This is a genomic window from Undibacterium parvum, from assembly GCF_003955735.1.
In the GTDB taxonomy this organism is placed as follows: Bacteria; Pseudomonadota; Gammaproteobacteria; order Burkholderiales; family Burkholderiaceae_D; genus Undibacterium; species Undibacterium parvum.
On sequence record NZ_CP034464.1, the window covers coordinates 1,706,560 to 1,723,400 of the forward strand.

At 50.9% G+C, this 16,841-nt stretch carries 17 protein-coding genes and 1 riboswitch; of the genes, 10 read left to right on the plus strand and 7 right to left on the minus strand.

The window, feature by feature from the left end; all coding sequences use genetic code 11:
- Positions 1–69 precede the first annotated feature (69 nt).
- The gene (locus tag EJN92_RS07375; RefSeq protein WP_126127216.1) at positions 70–2,385 is read right to left on the minus strand and encodes an ABC transporter substrate-binding protein; all 2,316 of its coding nucleotides are present in this window, start codon (positions 2,383–2,385) and stop codon (positions 70–72) included.
- A gap of 261 nt (positions 2,386–2,646) precedes the next feature.
- On the opposite strand from EJN92_RS07375, the gene EJN92_RS07380 reads away from it, so the two are divergent.
- The gene (locus tag EJN92_RS07380; protein WP_126127217.1) at positions 2,647–3,294 is read left to right on the plus strand and encodes a DUF4272 domain-containing protein; all 648 of its coding nucleotides are present in this window, start codon (positions 2,647–2,649) and stop codon (positions 3,292–3,294) included.
- Positions 3,295–3,449: 155 nt separating this feature from the next.
- Here EJN92_RS07380 and ttcA read toward each other — a convergent pair whose 3' ends face one another.
- From ttcA to EJN92_RS07395, 3 genes are read right to left on the minus strand one after another with little or no spacing between them, the layout of a single operon-like run.
- The gene (gene ttcA, locus EJN92_RS07385) at positions 3,450–4,376 is read right to left on the minus strand and encodes a tRNA 2-thiocytidine(32) synthetase TtcA (protein WP_126127218.1); all 927 of its coding nucleotides are present in this window, start codon (positions 4,374–4,376) and stop codon (positions 3,450–3,452) included.
- 14 nt (positions 4,377–4,390) lie between these two features.
- On the minus strand, positions 4,391–4,789 hold the full coding sequence (locus EJN92_RS07390) for a dihydroneopterin aldolase (protein ID WP_126127219.1): 399 nt from the start codon (positions 4,787–4,789) through the stop codon (positions 4,391–4,393).
- A gap of 16 nt (positions 4,790–4,805) precedes the next feature.
- Positions 4,806–5,615 (minus strand): SDR family oxidoreductase, encoded by an 810-nt coding sequence (locus EJN92_RS07395; protein WP_126127220.1) that lies wholly within the window; start codon positions 5,613–5,615, stop codon positions 4,806–4,808.
- Positions 5,616–5,673: 58 nt separating this feature from the next.
- Between EJN92_RS07395 and EJN92_RS07400 the strand changes: the two genes are divergently transcribed.
- The 5 genes from EJN92_RS07400 (at position 5,674) to EJN92_RS07420 (ending at position 11,609) form a co-directional block, all read left to right on the plus strand.
- Positions 5,674–6,867 carry a class I SAM-dependent methyltransferase gene (locus EJN92_RS07400; RefSeq protein WP_126127221.1) on the plus strand — a complete coding sequence of 398 codons (1,194 nt, stop codon included), beginning with the start codon at positions 5,674–5,676 and terminating at the stop codon, positions 6,865–6,867.
- A gap of 144 nt (positions 6,868–7,011) precedes the next feature.
- Positions 7,012–7,209 carry a DUF2905 domain-containing protein gene (locus tag EJN92_RS07405; protein ID WP_126127222.1) on the plus strand — a complete coding sequence of 66 codons (198 nt, stop codon included), beginning with the start codon at positions 7,012–7,014 and terminating at the stop codon, positions 7,207–7,209.
- A gap of 447 nt (positions 7,210–7,656) precedes the next feature.
- Positions 7,657–9,285 carry a response regulator gene (locus EJN92_RS07410; RefSeq protein WP_126127223.1) on the plus strand — a complete coding sequence of 543 codons (1,629 nt, stop codon included), beginning with the start codon at positions 7,657–7,659 and terminating at the stop codon, positions 9,283–9,285.
- A 30-nt stretch (positions 9,286–9,315) separates the two neighbouring features.
- Positions 9,316–10,899, plus strand: a complete 1,584-nt coding sequence (locus tag EJN92_RS07415) for an HDOD domain-containing protein (RefSeq protein WP_126127224.1) — start codon at positions 9,316–9,318, stop codon at positions 10,897–10,899.
- Positions 10,900–10,964: 65 nt separating this feature from the next.
- The gene (locus EJN92_RS07420; protein WP_126127225.1) at positions 10,965–11,609 is read left to right on the plus strand and encodes a LysE family transporter; all 645 of its coding nucleotides are present in this window, start codon (positions 10,965–10,967) and stop codon (positions 11,607–11,609) included.
- Positions 11,610–11,632: 23 nt separating this feature from the next.
- On the opposite strand, the gene EJN92_RS07425 is transcribed toward EJN92_RS07420, so the two are convergent.
- The 3 genes from EJN92_RS07425 to EJN92_RS07435 are packed head-to-tail and all read right to left on the minus strand — an operon-like array spanning position 11,633 to position 13,396.
- Positions 11,633–12,439 carry a hypothetical protein gene (locus EJN92_RS07425; RefSeq protein ID WP_126127226.1) on the minus strand — a complete coding sequence of 269 codons (807 nt, stop codon included), beginning with the start codon at positions 12,437–12,439 and terminating at the stop codon, positions 11,633–11,635.
- 2 nt (positions 12,440–12,441) lie between these two features.
- A complete protein-coding gene (gene arsC, locus EJN92_RS07430) occupies positions 12,442–12,810 on the minus strand; it encodes an arsenate reductase (glutaredoxin) (protein WP_126127227.1) in 369 nt (122 codons plus the stop codon).
- Positions 12,811–12,823: 13 nt separating this feature from the next.
- Positions 12,824–13,396, minus strand: a complete 573-nt coding sequence (locus EJN92_RS07435) for a TMEM165/GDT1 family protein (RefSeq protein ID WP_126127228.1) — start codon at positions 13,394–13,396, stop codon at positions 12,824–12,826.
- A gap of 93 nt (positions 13,397–13,489) precedes the next feature.
- Positions 13,490–13,631, minus strand: a riboswitch (yybP-ykoY riboswitch).
- Between the two features lie 181 nt (positions 13,632–13,812).
- On the opposite strand from EJN92_RS07435, the gene EJN92_RS07440 reads away from it, so the two are divergent.
- The 4 genes from EJN92_RS07440 to EJN92_RS07450 all read left to right on the plus strand — a co-directional run bounded on the left by EJN92_RS07440 (position 13,813) and on the right by EJN92_RS07450 (position 16,811).
- Positions 13,813–14,457: a hypothetical protein gene (locus EJN92_RS07440; RefSeq protein WP_126127229.1), complete on the plus strand. Its 645-nt coding sequence runs from the start codon at positions 13,813–13,815 to the stop codon at positions 14,455–14,457.
- A gap of 119 nt (positions 14,458–14,576) precedes the next feature.
- Complete coding sequence (locus EJN92_RS21805) at positions 14,577–15,026, plus strand: hypothetical protein (RefSeq protein WP_227869753.1); 450 nt, start codon at positions 14,577–14,579, stop codon at positions 15,024–15,026.
- On the plus strand, positions 15,026–15,295 hold the full coding sequence (locus EJN92_RS21810; RefSeq protein WP_407701539.1) for a hypothetical protein: 270 nt from the start codon (positions 15,026–15,028) through the stop codon (positions 15,293–15,295). Before EJN92_RS21805 ends, EJN92_RS21810 begins: the two co-directional genes overlap by 1 nt.
- A 355-nt stretch (positions 15,296–15,650) precedes the next feature.
- Positions 15,651–16,811, plus strand: coding sequence for an extracellular solute-binding protein (locus tag EJN92_RS07450; protein ID WP_126127231.1), 1,161 nt, complete (start codon positions 15,651–15,653; stop codon positions 16,809–16,811).
- Positions 16,812–16,841 lie beyond the last annotated feature (30 nt).

Consider the following 16,841-nt stretch of genomic DNA (forward strand, 5'->3'; position numbering starts at 1 on the left):
ATTGCAAAAACTGACTAGGCTAGCTTAGGCTTAGTGCGGAGCTGCTGCTGGACCATAGCGGCCGCGGTTTTACTGCTCAGGCGGCAATAAGGGAAAATTAAATACGATGCGCAAGCCATGTCCGGCTTCGCTCTCTAGTTGTACCTTGCCCTTGAAGATGGCATGGGTTAGGTTGTAGACGATAGACAGACCCAAGCCCGAACCGCCTTGCCCCAGTTTGGTGGTGTAGAAGGGTTCAAATACGCGATGCTGTAGCTCTTTGGCGATGCCCAAGCCGTCATCTTGATACACCAGCTCTACGCTGTCTATTAGCTGCTGTGCGCTGATCAGAATATGCCCGCTCTTGCTCGCATTAAAACCGTGGTGCAGTGAGTTCATCACCAGATTACTGAGTATCTGCTCAAGGTAACCGGGATAACTATCCATTTGCAGACCGGCTGCGATGCGTATCTCTACCTCGGCCTTGGCACGTCGTATTGCTGGCCCCAGCGCATTGAGTATGTCTTGGACTAAGATGTGCAGATCGAAGTTGCGCCTGCGCTCGCTGGTTTGATCCACCGCGACGCGCTTGAAGCTGGCGATTAATTCGCCCGAGCGTTGGCTGTTGCGCATGATCAGTGCGCTCGCGTTCTGGCAATCTTCCAGCAATAGATGGAGTTTGCTGCGGCTAATATGTCCACTGGCGAGTAGCGCATCGAGTTGGCTTATTCTGTCATTGAGGGTGGAGGCAACCATCAGGGTATTGCCTATCGGTGTATTGAGTTCGTGGGAAATGCCTGCCACTAGAGAGCCGAGCGATGCTAATTTTTCCGACTGTATCACTTGCTGCATCGCCAGACTCAGTTCACGGGTGCGTTCTTCTACGCGTAACTCTAATTGCTCATTGAGATGCTGTAGGTTGGACTCGTACTGTTTGCGCTCGCTGATGTCGGCATGCGTGCACACCATGCGCAGTGGCTTGCCATGCGCATCGCGACTCACCACCATACCGCGATCGACTACCCATTTCCAACTCCCATCTTTATTGAGGGCGCGGTGTTCATTGACGTAACTGTCGCTCTTGCCCTTCAAATAATCAAGCATCGCCACTTTGATTTTACTCAGATCATCTGGATGAACCCGTTGTTCCCAGCCTTCTAAGCAATTTGGCACCTCGTCTTGCTGGTAGCCGTGCATCTCACGCCAGCGCTCCGAATACATTACGGTTCCGCTAGGGATGTCCCAATCCCAGACCCCATAACCTGCGCCTTGCATGGCGAAATTCAGACGTTCTTCACTGGCCTTGATGCGTGCCCGGGCGATGCCTCGCTCTGTGCTGAGATGTTTAATGTGGATCAACCAGGCGCAGGCCGCGATCAAGACAACTGCGGCCAAGGCCCGATACCACCAAACCAAATCCAGACGTGGATTGGGCTCATATAAAAAGCCGTCCAGAGAGACGTGCTTAGGCAGCATACCCAATTCGGCATAGACTTCGCCTATGTGCTGCCAGCGACCCGGATTCATATAGCCCATCTCTACCAAGACTGGCTGCAGTAGCGGCATCATCTGCTTGGCTTCATACAGCAAATGCTCTCGGCTATTGCGTTGTGAATATTTGGCCAAAATCAGATCGCTGATTTCTTCTGTATGGCTCATCGCATACTGCCAGCCACGCATACTCGCTTCCCGAAAAGCCCGCACGCGAGCCGGATGCTTGGCAATCTCCTGTTCGCTGGTAAATAAATTGTCGCCATAAAAATCGATACCGGCCGAGCGCGGCGTATACGCTTGATAAGCGAAACCGGCGCGATCCAGATAATCGGTTTCATTGGTAGAGTAAGCAGAAAATCCGTAGACCTTGCCATTAATTAAATCATCCGGTTTAAAGCTATGCTCGAGCTGCTTAATGCCATCCAAGGCGATGCCTTCCTTTTTTAGATAGGCAATAATCTCTTCCGATTGCGCCGCCAACATCAGCGATTTTCCTGCAATATCATGGATGGTTTGGGTCGCTGTGGTTTTGGGAGTTAACAACACATAGGGCGAATGTTGAAAAACCACCCCAAGCACCACTACCGGTTTTCCAGCATGGCGTTCCAGCAAGAGGCTGCTACTGCCGACCCCAAATTGACTTTTCCCTGAGAGCACATTTTCCAGCGGCTCTTTACCACTGATCCCTTCCGAGATATGCACATCCAAACCAGCCTCGCGATAATAACCTTGCTCCAATGCCGCGTAATAACCAGCAAATTGAAATTGATGTAGATATTTGAGTTGTAGATTGATGTCGTCCAACGCCGCAGCACTGGGGGCGAATAGGCCGCTTAGAGAAACACAAAATCCTAGCACTAGCCGTTGGCTACTTATATGGCAGCGTCTAGTCACTTGGTTTAAAAAAATCATGTATTCGCCTAGGTCAGGAAGCACATACAGAAAACCCACTGTTTTCAATCAGCGTTAGCGCCAGCGCGATATGAATAGCGCGCTGGCTTTGATTGCAATAATAGTAATTTATTGGATAAAAGCATAGCACTTTTTGCAGCTTAAATTTTCTGCGCTTGGCTGGGCCACTAGTCGCCCACTTTAAAGTGCGAGTCAGGAGCGCGACGCATGGCATAATTCCATCCTCTATGATGCTTGCATCAGACTGCTTGAAATTTATCTATGAATCCAGAACAACGCAAAGAAGCTTCAGAGCTGCAACTCCACAAACGCGGCATACGCATTAATGTGCAATTGCACGTGATAGAGAGTGATGAAGAAGTCACTTTGCGCAGCCCAGAGCAACTGCTGCAACGGCTGCTAGCCTTGTGGGCAGTGGTAAGTGCGGCGCAGGCGCGCGACTGCACCGCCATGCGAGCTTACCTCAGCACCCATCAGTTGGAGTCTTGTTTGTCGGTGCAAGAACATGCGTTTATATTTGCGACGAGCCCGAGTGAAGCGCAATTTCAAACATTTTCTGAAAGTCAGGAAGCCTGGTATTTTCTGGCCTGGTGCGCCGGCCTCACCGACAAAATCGCGGTTGCGGCAACGCCTTCTAATTTGAAAAATTTTAGTAAATTATTTCCACATGCGCTGGAAGCACCGGACAAGCTGAGCACCGCACTGAAACCGCGTAGTAAAAGCGCGATCATGGATTACTCCGACCTACTGTATCGCCTGCATTGGGAAGTGCGGCATAGCCAACTCACAGGCCGCGCTTGCCCCGCCAGCATTAACGCCGTGACCGTAAGACAATGGCATCAAGCCGTCAACTGGATCTGCCAGTATGAAGAAGAAAACGACTGGGATAAGGTCAGCACCGAAACCTAATCCTTGGCTGCTTGCTTAGCCAGATTGAAAATTTTTAAGGCATAGGCCAGACGCGCATATCCCATGCGGGCTGCAGGCCAGGCAGGCTGGCAAGGCGCATGGAATATGCGCCTTAGCCGGATCCGTTTTTTAATTTCCCCGGCTAAGGCTTGCTACTAGTCCTGATCCAGATGCAGCGAAATCACGCCGCTGGTCGGTACTGCGCAGGGTTCTTCGTCAAAGGCAATATCGCCGTTGGCGTCGGCCACACCGGTCGCTTGCAGCTGTTTGAAGTTGAACAGGTTCTGGTCCATCAGGTGCGAAGGCACTACCGTAGACAAAGACGAGAAAATGCTCTCGACGCGGCCAGGGTATTGCTTTTCCCAGTCGCGCATCAGGTTTTTGATCTGCTTGCGTTGCAGATTTTCTTGTGAGCCGCACAGGTCGCAAGGGATGATAGGGAATTGCTTAACCTGGGCATAGCGCTCGGAATCGGCTTCTTTGACGTAAGCCATAGGGCGGATCACGATATGTTTGCCATCGTCCGATTGCAGTTTGGCCGGCATCCCTTTGAGCTTACCGCCGAAGAACATATTTAAGAAAAAGGTTTCCAGGATGTCGTCGCGGTGATGACCCAGTGCTATTTTATTCGCACCGAGTTCATCGGCGACCCGATACAAGATGCCACGCCGTAGACGTGAACACAGCGAGCAGGTGGTCTTGCCTTCCGGGATCAGGCGCTTGACGATGCTATAGGTATCTTGATTTTCTATGTGGTAAGGGATACCAAGTTTTTCCAGATACGCGGGCAAGATATGGTCAGGGAAATTCGGCTGTTTCTGATCCAGGTTGACCGCGACAATCTCGAAATTAATCGGCGCGCGTTGGCGCAGCGTCATCAAAATATCCAGTAGAGCGTAGCTGTCTTTGCCGCCCGACAGGCAGACCATGACCTTGTCGCCCTCTTCTATCATATTAAAATCGCCAATCGCCTGGCCGACCTGACGGCATAAGCGCTTGTGCAGCTTATTGTTTTCGTAGGTGATTTTTTCCTGCGATTTTTGGCTTGCGGGCTGCTGCTCTAGGGGTGTTATTGCTTGCATGATAGGTTTCTTAATTACGCTTCGTTCTTGATCTGAAATACTTCTACGCCTACGCCTTCGCAGTCCGGGTAGACATCCGGTTTCATGGTCGAGACTCGCACCGCACGTACGCGTGGGTGGGCCAGCATGATGGTGGCGACGTCATCGCATAGCGTCTCTTGCAAATGCACATGGCCTTGCGACACCCGGGCCGCAATGGTGCTGCGCATGAAATCGTAATCGACCACCTCGTCGAGATGATCAGCTTTTGGGGTCGACAAGGCCAGCGGGATGTACAGGTCGACATTGATCATGACGCGCTGCTCACCTTTCTTTTCAAACTCGTGCACGCCGATGTTGATAGAAACTTCGTAGTTGCGCAAAAACAGGCGACGGCAATCGGCGAGTTGAGGATGATGCAGGATAGATAACATAATGGGCTTTGCTGACTTAGAGAGGTGAAACTGGTTTGGCATTGGCGAGAAACATCACGTCGCGCTGCAGGGGAATCAAATGCTGGCCACCGTCGACTAAGATCGTGGTGCCGGTAATCGCCGTCGCTTCGGCCACGAAGCATACCGTATTGGCGATATCCTGGGGAGTGCTGGAGCGACCTAATGGGGTACGTTGATGCGCTAGCGCAAAGTCGGCCTCGGTTTGGTCGCCAGAAATCAGGCTGATGCCAGGCGCGATGCCGACCACCCGCAAACGCGGCGCGCAGGCTTGCGCCAGCGTGGTGGTAGCGCATTGCAGCGCCGCTTTGGATAAGGTGTAGGACAAAAAATCGGGATTAAGGTTATACAGTTTTTGATCTAACAAATTGATCACGCAGGCTTGCGTGCCTTCGGCAGTGGCGGAATGCAGGGCTTGCGTCAGCAACAGCGGCGCGCTCAGATTGACTTGCATGTGCTTATTCAAACATGCGCTAGTAAAACTGGCGGCATCATCTTGTTCAAACAGCGAGGCGTTATTCACCAGGCAGCTGATGCTACCGAGTGCCGCGATGGCGCGCGGCACTAGGCTTTGCACTGCGGCCTCATCGGCCAGATCGGCTTGCAGCGCGACTGCGCGTTGGCCCAAAGTCTGTATCTCAGCGACCAGGCTGGCAGCCTCATCAGCAGAGCGGCTGTAATGCACGGCGATGTCCCAGCCGCGCTGCGCCAGACTCAGCGCGATCTGGCGGCCGATACGCTTAGCGGCGCCGGTGACTAAGGCCACCCGTGGCGAGTGCTGTGTTGTGCTGCTAGTTGCTTGGGTCATGAGCTGATTTCTGCGTTTTCTATAGAGTTTCGATAGCCTGCGGTACTACAATGGCGGTATGCGACTTCTTAATCCCACACCCAATAACAAATTATCCCTACCCGTCCCCAGTGCTGATGCGCAAGCTGCCTCAGAGGCCTTGCGACAAGTGATCTGCGCCGAGATCGCCGCCAACGCTGGCGCGATCTCGTTTGCGCGCTATATGGAGCTGGCCTTGTACGCACCGCAACTCGGTTATTACAGTGGCGGCGCGATTAAACTTGGCAAAGACGGGGATTTTACAACCTCACCCGAGATGTCCGCCTTGTTCGGTGCCACACTGGCGCGAGTGTGCGCCAAATTATTCCCGCAAACCTCGGCCAATATCATGGAGTTCGGCGCCGGTAGCGGTAGGCTGGCGTTTGACTTCTTAACTGAATGTCAAACCTCAGGAATTGCGCTAGAGCGCTATTTTATCGTGGAATTGTCCGGAGAGCTCAGAGCCAGACAAGAAGAATTGCTGAAAGACTTCCCACAAGTGCTCTGGTTGCAAACTATGCCGGGCGCTTTTTCTGGTGTGGTACTCGGTAATGAGGTGCTCGATGCGATGCCGGTCGCGCTGGTGCAAAAGACTGGGCAAGGCTGGTCCGAACTCGATGTGGTGCTCGATGCGCAAGGTGATTTTGTATCGCAAGCGTCGCGCCAGGCAGCTGCGCAGTTGGTGGCGCAGATACCCGACGCCGAGAATTTTGCACCTGGCTATACGACCGAAGTGCATGCGGTCGCGATCGGTTTCATGCACAGCGTGGCACAGATGTTGCAGGCAGGTCACAGTCAAAATGGCAAGGCCGGGCTCGCGATCTGGTTCGATTATGGCTTCCCTGCCCATGAATATTATCTGGATCAACGCATACAGGGCACGCTGATGTGCCACTATCGGCATCACGCGCATCCCGACCCGTTTTATTTGCCAGGTTTGCAAGATATTACGGCGCACGTGGATTTTACCGCCATCGCCAGAGCCGCCCTCGAGAGTGGCCTGGAGCTCTTGGCCTACACCAGTCAAGCTGGTTTTTTGCTGGAAGCTGGCATAGGCGAGATCCTGTTGCGCACACCGGTAGAAGATCCACAGCGCTATCTGCCGGCTGCCAACGCCCTGCAAAAGCTGGTTTCGCCAGCAGAAATGGGGGAATTGTTTAAGGTCTTAGTGCTTGGTTGCGGGGCGCAATTACCCGCTGAGCTGCAAAGACATGATCGTAGGCACAGGCTGTAGTGCCCCATTTTAAAATTGAAATAGCCAGAGTCACTTTATACTCCCTCCTAGTATTTATACATGCCGCTTTATATATGCGGGCAAACGAGCAATTTGTATAAAAAATGGGGGGAGTATCTGTAAAATTCAAAAAAAGGAAACGAAATGATACGTTGGGTAGTCGTGATATTTTTCGCCTTGATCGTGTTTTCCGCGCTCTTGCCCTGGTTAGAAAAACTCGGCATAGGGCGTTTGCCTGGCGATCTGCGTTTCAAGTTATTCGGTCGCGTGTTCTCGCTACCGTTTGCCTCCACCATCCTGTTGTCGCTGGCAGTATTGCTGATCGCGCGCTTTCTGAAGTAGCGCCAGGCCAGCGCTTGCCTAGGCTGGTTTACTGTTAGTTTGCGCTATCTCACGGCCAACCATACCGTCTCCTAAGACGTAAAAAATTAAGCAAAATCATTTATAAAAAATTACTTTTATTGCCATAAATAATACAAATTGGTATTCACATTAAGCGCGCAGCCTGGTATCGATCAAGGCAGAAACTAGCGACTGCTTGAAAAATCGACTAGAGTTTGCGGCAATAAGTCGCGGTTTACACACCATATCCTGTCTATAATGAAAGCAGAGTTCTGGTGGTGCGACAGCTGTTGTTTAGAAACTAAGCCTCCAGTCAAAACATAAAGAGGACTTACGCAAAACCGCCCCAGCGTTGTTGTAGCCGCCTTGTCGTACGAAAGTACTGTCTTCGGCGGTACCCCTAGCTGGGACAATTTTGCGTAAGTCCTAATAAAGTTAAAGGTTTTCATGATCGATTTGAGTGATTTTCGCGCCTTGCTGATCGAGCCCAATCCGGGCATGCGCGTCAGCTTGCACAATATGCTCAACTTATGTGGCATCACCAAGATCGAGCATGCGCATACCGCCGGTATCGCGGCGCGTACCATACAGGCCAAGGTATTCGATCTGGTCTTGTGCGAATACGATCTGGGCGTAGGTCAAGATGGCCAGCAATTGCTGGAAGATGTGCGGCATCACAAACTCACTCCTTTATCCACCATCTTCATCATGGTCACGGCCGAGCGCGGCTACGCCAAAGTAGTCAGCGCGGCCGAGCTGGCACCGTCCGATTATTTACTCAAACCATTTACTGCCGACACCCTGCTAGAACGCGTCATGAAAGCGATAGAAAAGCGCAAGGCGTTTATCGAAGTGTATGGCTTGATGGAACAGGGTGCGATCCGTGAAGCGATCGCCGCTTGCGTTGAAGGCGAAAACAATTATCCGCGTTATCTGATCGACTTTATGCGCTTCCGCGCCGAACTCTACGTGATACTCGGTGAGGCCGAAGAGGCCGAGCAACTGTACAGCAAAGTATTTGAGATGAGGGCGGTGGCCTGGGCCAAACTGGGTTTGGCCAAAACTCTGTTCATGCAAGGCCGCTACGAAGAAGCCGAAAATATTTTAAAGACCCTGGTCGGCGAGAATGATAAGTACATGGATGCCTATGACTGGCTAGCCAAGACGCATGAAGCCGCAGGCGAATTACCCGAAGCGAAAAACGTCCTCGACAACGCGGTCGCGGTGTCGCCGCATGCGGTGCGGCGCTTGCGTCATCTGGGTGAAATTTCTTTGCGTACTGGCGATATAGAAACCGCCGAAACGGTGTTTAAAAAAGTCGTCAGCAAGGTTAAATTTTCAGAATTTCGCGACCCCGAAGATCATCTCAATCTGGTCAGTGCCTTGGTCAAAAAAGGCGACCATGAGCAGGCTAAATCGGTGATACGCGACATGGAAAAAAACATGGTCGGTCTGAAAAAGACTGCGGCTTGCCGCGCCATTTCAGCGGCCATGGTACATGCCGGAACCGGGGACGCCAGACTCAGTGATGAACTCGATGCTGCGGTGCTGGCGAGCCGCGAAGACATAGGTTTGTCGGTAGAAAATAAATTGGGTTTAGCCAAAAGCTGCCTGGAAAACGATAAGGAAGACGCCGCCTCAGAAGTGATCATGGATGTGATGCGCAATGCTGGCGATCAAAAACTCATGAATCGCGCTATCGGCGTATTCGAGAGCGCAGGCAAAGGACATCTGGGTAAAGAATTGGCACAACGTAGTCAGAAAGAAGTCATGGAGTTGGTGGCGCTAGGTGTGCAAAAAGCCAAGCAAGGCGATTTCCGTGGCTCGCTCGATTTGATGTCTAGCGCCGCCCACAAATCGCCCGATAATCCGCAAGTGGTGATGAACGCCGCGCTGGCCGCGCTCAAGTGCCTGGAGAACCTGGGTTGGGACAATAAAATCGGTGAACAAGCCAAGAGCCTGATCGCCGCCGCCGCCAAACTCGACCCTATGAATCCACGCATGAAGGCGATCCGCGGTTTGTATGATGAATTACAGAAAAAATATGGCATTACCATAGTGCAAAACAAAAAATAGCACAAAAATAGAATAAAAAGAGGGGACGGCATGTCTACGCATTCGTCAGAGTATTTTGGATCACCGGGGCAAGAATTGCCACGCGATCGTCTGCTTAAAAAAATTAAAGAAGATGAAACCTTACCGACTTTGGGCATCTCTATCGCCAAGGTTTTGGAGATCACTTCCTCCGGTGAAGATCCAGTCTCAAAATTGGCGCACTTTGTGCTGGCCGATGTCGCCCTGACACAAAAAATTCTCAGACTTTCCAACACTCTGCAATATCGCAGCCACGCTGGTGGCCCAGTGACGACGGTGTCGCGCGCGATCTTCTTGCTAGGCTTTAATGCGGTGAAAACCAGCGCACTGGCGATGCTGTTAGTGGATGGCTTTAGCAATAAAAACCAAGCCAGAAGCGTACGTAAAGAATTGGTACATTCCCTGTGCGCCAGCATCGTCGCGCGCGAGCTAGCGCAACGTAGTAAATTTGCCGATGCCGAAGAAGCCGCGGTGGCCGCCCTGTTTAAAAATATCGGCAAGGTTTTATTGGCGTCTTTCGATCACCAATTGCATGAGCGCATACATCTGATGGAAACCAGTGCGATCGACCAGGCCAGTGACGCCGCCAATTTTTTGCTTGGTTGCAGTTATGCGCGTCTCGGTGAGGCCGTTTTACAGGAATGGAAAATCCCCGATACCATCATCCAATCCTTGGGCCCTTTGCCCAATGGCGAAGTCAAGAAAGCACAGCATCGTAGCGATTGGTTAAAGCAGGTTGCCAGCTTTAGTGATGCGGTGGCCGGCATCATGTTCGCACCAGGCGCGCAAGCATCCAGCCAAAGTCTGGCAGCGCGTTGCAGTACTTTATTGCCACGTTTCTCAAAGGCGCTGGAATTAGACAAGTCGCACTTCGAGCAAATGCTCGATAGAGTAGAAATAGAGACCCGTGAATTGGCCGAAAGTATGGGTATAGGCTTATTGCAAAATGCTCAGGTCGGCGCAGTCGACCTGAGCGAAGAAGCCGATGCCAGCGGGCTGTTAGACAGTGAATTTATGCTGAGCACTTTTGATAGCGCAGCTTTGCAAGTTGCGCCGCGTCATCCTAGCGGCAAACCCAGCAATGCCAGAGATTTGTTATTGGCCGGCGTGCAGGATGTAATGCAGATGATGGCCTCGGATCAAGTCAAACTCAATGACATGATTTTATTGGTGCTAGAGACTCTGTACAGCGCCATGGGATTTCGTTTTGCCACCGCCTGCCTGCGCGATATGAAGCAAGGTGCGTATGTGGCCAGGGTTTCGGTCGGTGAACTGTATGCAGAGCGACAGCGACGCTTTGTGTTTCCAGTCAAAGAAGAAAAAGATGTGTTCCACCTAGCCATGAGCAATAATGTCGATCTGATGATTTCCGACGCTGCGGTCGCAAAAATACAAAACCTTTTGCCGCAATGGCATAAAGATTTACTACCAGATACGCGCAGTTTTATTATCTTGCCGCTAGTGCTGCAAAAAAAGGCCATAGGCTTTTTTTACGCGGATCGCGCCTTGACTGCTGAGGAAGGGGTGCCAGCCGATGAGACCGCCCTGATTAAAACCCTCAAGAGTCAATTGATAGCAGCCATGATGCGCGGCTAGCGCGAGTAATTTCGTTTCGGAGCTATGTTAGACTTCAGTCTCCCACTATTTCATTTGAATTGATCATGCCCTTCACTACCTGGTTTGCCTTTTTTCTCGCCGCTTGCGTGATCGCCATCTCGCCCGGCTCCGGCGCGGTGCTATCGATGTCGCATGGTCTCTCGTATGGAGTCAAAAAAACTACCGGCACGATTATTGGTCTGCAAGCGGGCTTATTGCTGGTGCTGGCAATCGCCGGGGCCGGGGTTGGCTCTCTCCTCATGGCTTCCGAAGTGGCGTTTAACAGCGTCAAGACCATCGGTGCTTTGTATCTGATCTATCTGGGTATCAGCCAGTGGCGTGCCAAAGTTTTGAGTCCTATAACCTCCGATGTCGCCGTCGCACAAACCGTGTTGCCAAGTTGGAGCAAACGTTTTTTGATCGGTTTTTTTACCAATGCCACCAATCCCAAGGGCATCATTTTTATGGTGGCAGTGTTGCCGCAATTTATCAGTCAGAGCGCGCCCGTCTTGCCACAGTTGCTAATACTCGGCGTGACCATGTGTCTGGTCGATTTGGTGGTGATGCATAGCTATGCCTTTGCCGCCTCGTCCATGCAGAGATTCTTCCGTGATCCGGCTTTACTCAAAAAGCAGAACAGATTTTTTGGTGGTATTTTGATGGCAATCGGGGCTGCGCTGTTTTTCGTCAAGCGCAACCCTGCGGCCTAGGTTGTTGACCTAAGCCGCTCCCATCAGCCTAGCGGTATTGCCTGCTTCTTGGCCAGCGCATCGACATCCTGCCAAATCGTCATTTGATTGAGTAGGCGGGTAGCAGGATCAAGCATGGCGCTCAGATTGAAAAAACGCTCCAGCGCGGTTTCGTCAAACGCACTAGATTGCGAGAAGTTGATGCGACCGTATTGCTTCTTGAAGGCCTGCAACAGGTCGCCCGGCGTATCTTTGTGCCAGGACTGCATCAAGCCACCTACCATCAGCGCGCTATCTGTAGTTTGCTCCAAGACGCGGGTATTGCGGCCGCTGGCGACATCGCGATAATCGAGTAAGCGCGGAAAATAGAATTTTTTGATCCAGCTAGCCGGGATACCACCAGCCCTCCTCAAGATGCCGCTACGCCAGAGTTTCCAGCTTTTTTCGGCATTCCCATCAGTAATGAATTGATCGTCAGCCAGCAAGACGCAATCCTCTTCCAGAGTGATTTCTAGTATCACCGGCAAGCCTGCTTGCGTCGCGATCTCTTCCAATTCTGGCATCACAGGTTTTTCGCCGTGGGCGTTTTGCAACTGCTGCACGAAGCGCGACATCACTTCTTCATGCGCGCCATGCAAAGTACTGGTGGCATTGCAAAAAGCCCCGCAGGCCGCAAAGTAGGCCATTAATTCACCGACATAAACGCCATTCGATGGCAGCGTTTCACGGCCGTCTTGAAAGCCTGCGCGCGGAGTATCCGCTGCGATGCCATTGCGGAAAATAGGGTAAAGCGCAGTCGAAATCGTACCGAATTTGACGACGCTGCCTGCAGATAAAATAAATTCGCTCATGCCTATGCCTTAGTGGTGTTTTTAAATAGCGACAACACCAGTTCAGGTGGTCGCCCTATCGCCGCTTTGCCTAGATAGCTAACGATAGGTCTTTGCAGTAATTTTGGGTGCGCGACTAACGCAGCCAACAATGTCTCATCATCGGCCTGAGCCAAGCTCAAGCTCGCATATTCGTCTTCATTCTCGCGCAGCATAGCGCTTAGGCTGCCGCCTAATTGCTGCTGCAAATGCTGCAATTGGGCGATATTCAAAGCCGATTTTTGATAATCCACCACTTCCAGTGGCAGATTCTGTTCACTGGAAACCTGTTGCACTAAGGCCAGAGTTTCACGCGATTTGGAGCAACGAGGATTGTGGTAGATGGTAATCATAATTTAGTCTTATTTATAAAAATCTGTCGCCTATACCCAGCAACACCAGAACGCCCAAAATGGCAAACAGCGTCGCAGCAATCCAGCGTACCAATTTGAAAGGGAAATTCGGTGCCGCGATCTTGCCTAAAAATACCGCTGGTACGTCAGCAATCATCATGCCCAGGGTAGTGCCCGCAATCACCAGCCACAAATTACTATATTTGGCTGCCAGCGCGACCGTTGCCAATTGGGTTTTGTCGCCAATCTCGGCCAGAAAAAACGTTACGCAGGTTAATAAAAATACCCCGTAGCGGCCTTCATTGAGGCCCTCATCACCCATTTCGTCTGGTTTCAGGGTCCAGGCGGCAATGCCCAAAAACGATAAGCCCAAGGCCCAGCGCAACATTTCGGAAGAAATATGTTGGACCACCCAATGCCCCAGCAAGCCTGCTAAAGCGTGATTGGCAAGCGTAGCAACTAGGATGCCGAGGATGATGGGTATCGGTTTTTTATAGCGCGCCGCCAGCAACAGGGCGAGTAACTGAGTCTTGTCACCGATTTCACCCACGGCGACAGCAAGAGTAGAGACGAAGAAAGCTTCCATGATTAGTCTTGGGATAGGGCGATTAAACTGATGATACACGCGTCCCCCGCCCCATCCCTGGATAGCGGAAACGCATATATCAAAAGTCTTGCCAAATCAAAATTTTCTAGGACTTAAGCTAAATTGCTGCAGCGAAAAGTTCTATCTTGATCAAACGCACCATGACCGGATGGCCAAGTATGTTGATGCGCTTCTTTCAGCTGGCTGAAAGAGGCTACTCCCCAATGAATATGAACCAGAATTATACCGCATTGTGGTCTAGCCCTTGATTTTTCGGTAATCTGGCCGTTAATACTCTATGCTAGACCAGTAAGGTAAAAGGAATTTCTCCTCAGAATTTATTTGTATTCGTCTGTGTTTTTCTGTATTTTTCTGCATTACTCAGTTTGCTTTAGGCAAACAAAAAGGAGTACATCATGACTGTCCGTATCGATACTACCGCCCCCAGCCCACTGCCTGCCAGCAAACTGCCCGTTAAGTTACGGGATAACGAGCACGCCGAGACGCTCACCCGTAACGTGCCCAGCCCTACTCTATCGCAAGATAGCGTCAGTTTATCGGCCAGTGCCAGCAGCAAAACCTCATTTACTTACAGCGATCCACGCGTAAGCCAGGCCAAAGAAAAACCTGATCTGGCTGCCTTGCTAGAAGAGTCAGACCGCAAGGCGCAAGAAATCATAGACCTGATACGACCACTGATAGAGCAGCAAGGTTTGAACTTGCAAAAAGTGGTGAGCGGCGAACAAAAGTTGACGGTAGATCCTAAGACCATAGAAGCCGCCAAAGCAGCGATAGGGCCAGACGGTGAATTTGGCGTGCAAAAAACAGCCGAGCGCATACTCAGTTTTGCCAAGGGCGCGATTGGTGGTGATCCTGCAAAAATCGATAAAATCCGTGCGGCAGTTGAGCTAGGGTTTGAGCAGGCCAAGAAAATTTTGGGCGGCAGCTTGCCCGAAATAAGTCAGCAAACTTTGGTGGCGATACAAGGCGAATTTGATCGCTGGAAAACCGATGGTATTCCCAGCGGTGAGACTGTCAGCCTAGCCAAGAAACCGAGTTGAGCTAATCGCTATAAGACCAAGCCCACCCGCGATCACCAAAACGCAGCACCCGTCTGCGCGTTGGTGACATCGACCTTAGCGTATAGCACAATGCTCTAGATACTCGCGAAAGGGGATGTATGAAAATACTTATCTTGTTATTGATGCTGCTGACACAGACTGAAGCGCTGGCGCAAACCAGTCTAAAGTTAGCAGTCAATGCAGACTCGTCGGTTAGCGAGGTCGGCAGCAAAGTATTGATAGAAATATTCAAAAAAACCGACATTATTATTAGTTCAGAGAAGCGCCCCGCAGCGCGTGCCACCTTGGAAGCTCGGGCTGGGCTATTGGATGGGGAGGTTGCCAGAAACGTCAATTACGCCGACGCATTTCCAGAATTAATCCGTGTCGATCCGCCCTACTATGCGTTTCAAACCAGTGCTTTCCTCAAATCTGGCTCTCATATTATCATCACAAAACCGCAAGACTTACTGTCCTACAAGCTCGGCATGGTACGTGGCATCAATACTTCGGCAGAGCTTGTGCGGGGCGCCCCTCGATCACCGAAACAAACCAGGTTGATAAACTGATGCAGATGCTCAATTTGGCGCGCTTTGATATCGCTATTACCTCGAGCTTAAACGGAAAAATAGCCATCAAAAAACTAGGCATCACCGATATTAACGAACCCGTTGTACTAGATACCCGGGACTTATATTTGTATCTTCACGTCAAGCATCGCGCCTTAGTTCCTTTCATAAGTTTCAGCATACAGAGGCTCAAAAAATCTGGCGAGCTGGCGAAAATTACTCACTCGATAGAACAGCAAGCTTTGAATCACCCAGCCGAGCTCAAGTAGTTACTTTGGTGGCATAGCTAAACCGAACCGATTCGCCTCAAGCCCCTAGTTGTTGGATTTTGGCCATCTCTTCCTGATACGCCCTCGCGATTTTTCACTACGCTGTGCTGCGTAATCATACCCGCACACGCGCCACGCCTAGCGCCCGCTGTACTCATGATAAATATTTATCAATTCCAGTAAGAAACCTCACTTTTGCTAAGACGTGACAGCCAATACTATTGCCCAGGGTAAGAGCGTCATCGTGTTTATTTAGCCCCTCGCTTAGATTTAGCGCTGCGCATCCGGCATTCGAGGATCGCTGCGAAGCAGGGATATCGCGTTATTTACAAATTTGTATTTTTGAAAGATTGATATGAAATCAACAATTTCGAGACCAGCACTAAGAGCAAGATTGAGAGTAAATTCGGCACCGACATTGAGTAAGCTATTACTCGCATCGATATTTGGACTGGTGACATCACTAGCGCAGGCGGCACTGCCGCAGGAAGAAAAAATTCTCTACGTCTACAATTGGTCGGACTACATTGCAGAAGATACCGTCAGCAATTTTGAGAAAGAGACTGGCATCAAAGTGCGCTATGACACCATGGACAGCAGCGAAACCCTGCACGCCAAATTGGTGGCCGGCAAAACCGGCTATGACGTAGTGGTCACCTCGACCGAGTGGGCCAGCATACAGATCAAAGGCGGCTTATTAATGAAACTAGATAAGAGCAAACTGACGAATCTGGTGAATATGGATCCTGTTATGCTGGCCGCCATGGCCAAGGCCGACCCGGGAAACGCCTATCTGACCAGCTGGCTATGGGGTTTTGAAACGATAGGTATCAATACCAAAAAAGTCAAAGAAGCACTCGGCGATTTACCTATGCCGGACAATCCTATGGAGCTGATCTTTAATCCAAAATATATTTCCAGACTCAAGTCCTGCGGCGTCTCGGTCCTCGATGCACCCTCCACCGTGATACCGGTGTTTTTACAATATTTAGGAAGAAACCCATTCTCGAATAATAGCGGCGACTATCAGGACGTGAACGCGCGCCTGAAAGAAATTCGCCCCTACATTAGCCTGTTCAGTTCGTCCGGCTATATCAATAATCTCGCCAGCGGCAGCTTATGTGCGGTGCTCGGTTATTCCGGCGATATCAACATCGCCCGCCAGCGCGCCATAGACTCAAAAAACGGTAACGAGATACTGGCCTTGATGCCCAATGCCACGGTTTCTTTTATGGACAATATGGCGATCCCTATCGACGCACCGCATCCAGGCAATGCCTTACTCTGGATGAATTACATCATGCGCCCCGAAGTCCACGCCAGCCTGACCAATAAGGTGTTCTACGCGAATACCAATTTAAGCAGCGTCAAGTTTGTCAATAAAGAAGTCAGCGAAAATAAGACCGTGTTTGTCAGCGACGCCGACAAGAAAAAATTCGCGGCAGCAGAAGCGGTGAACGGCGACATACGCCGTATTCGTACCCGCATCTATACCCAGTTCAAGACCGGTCTATGATCGCCAAGCGCTAAGTTCAAAAGAGGCCGA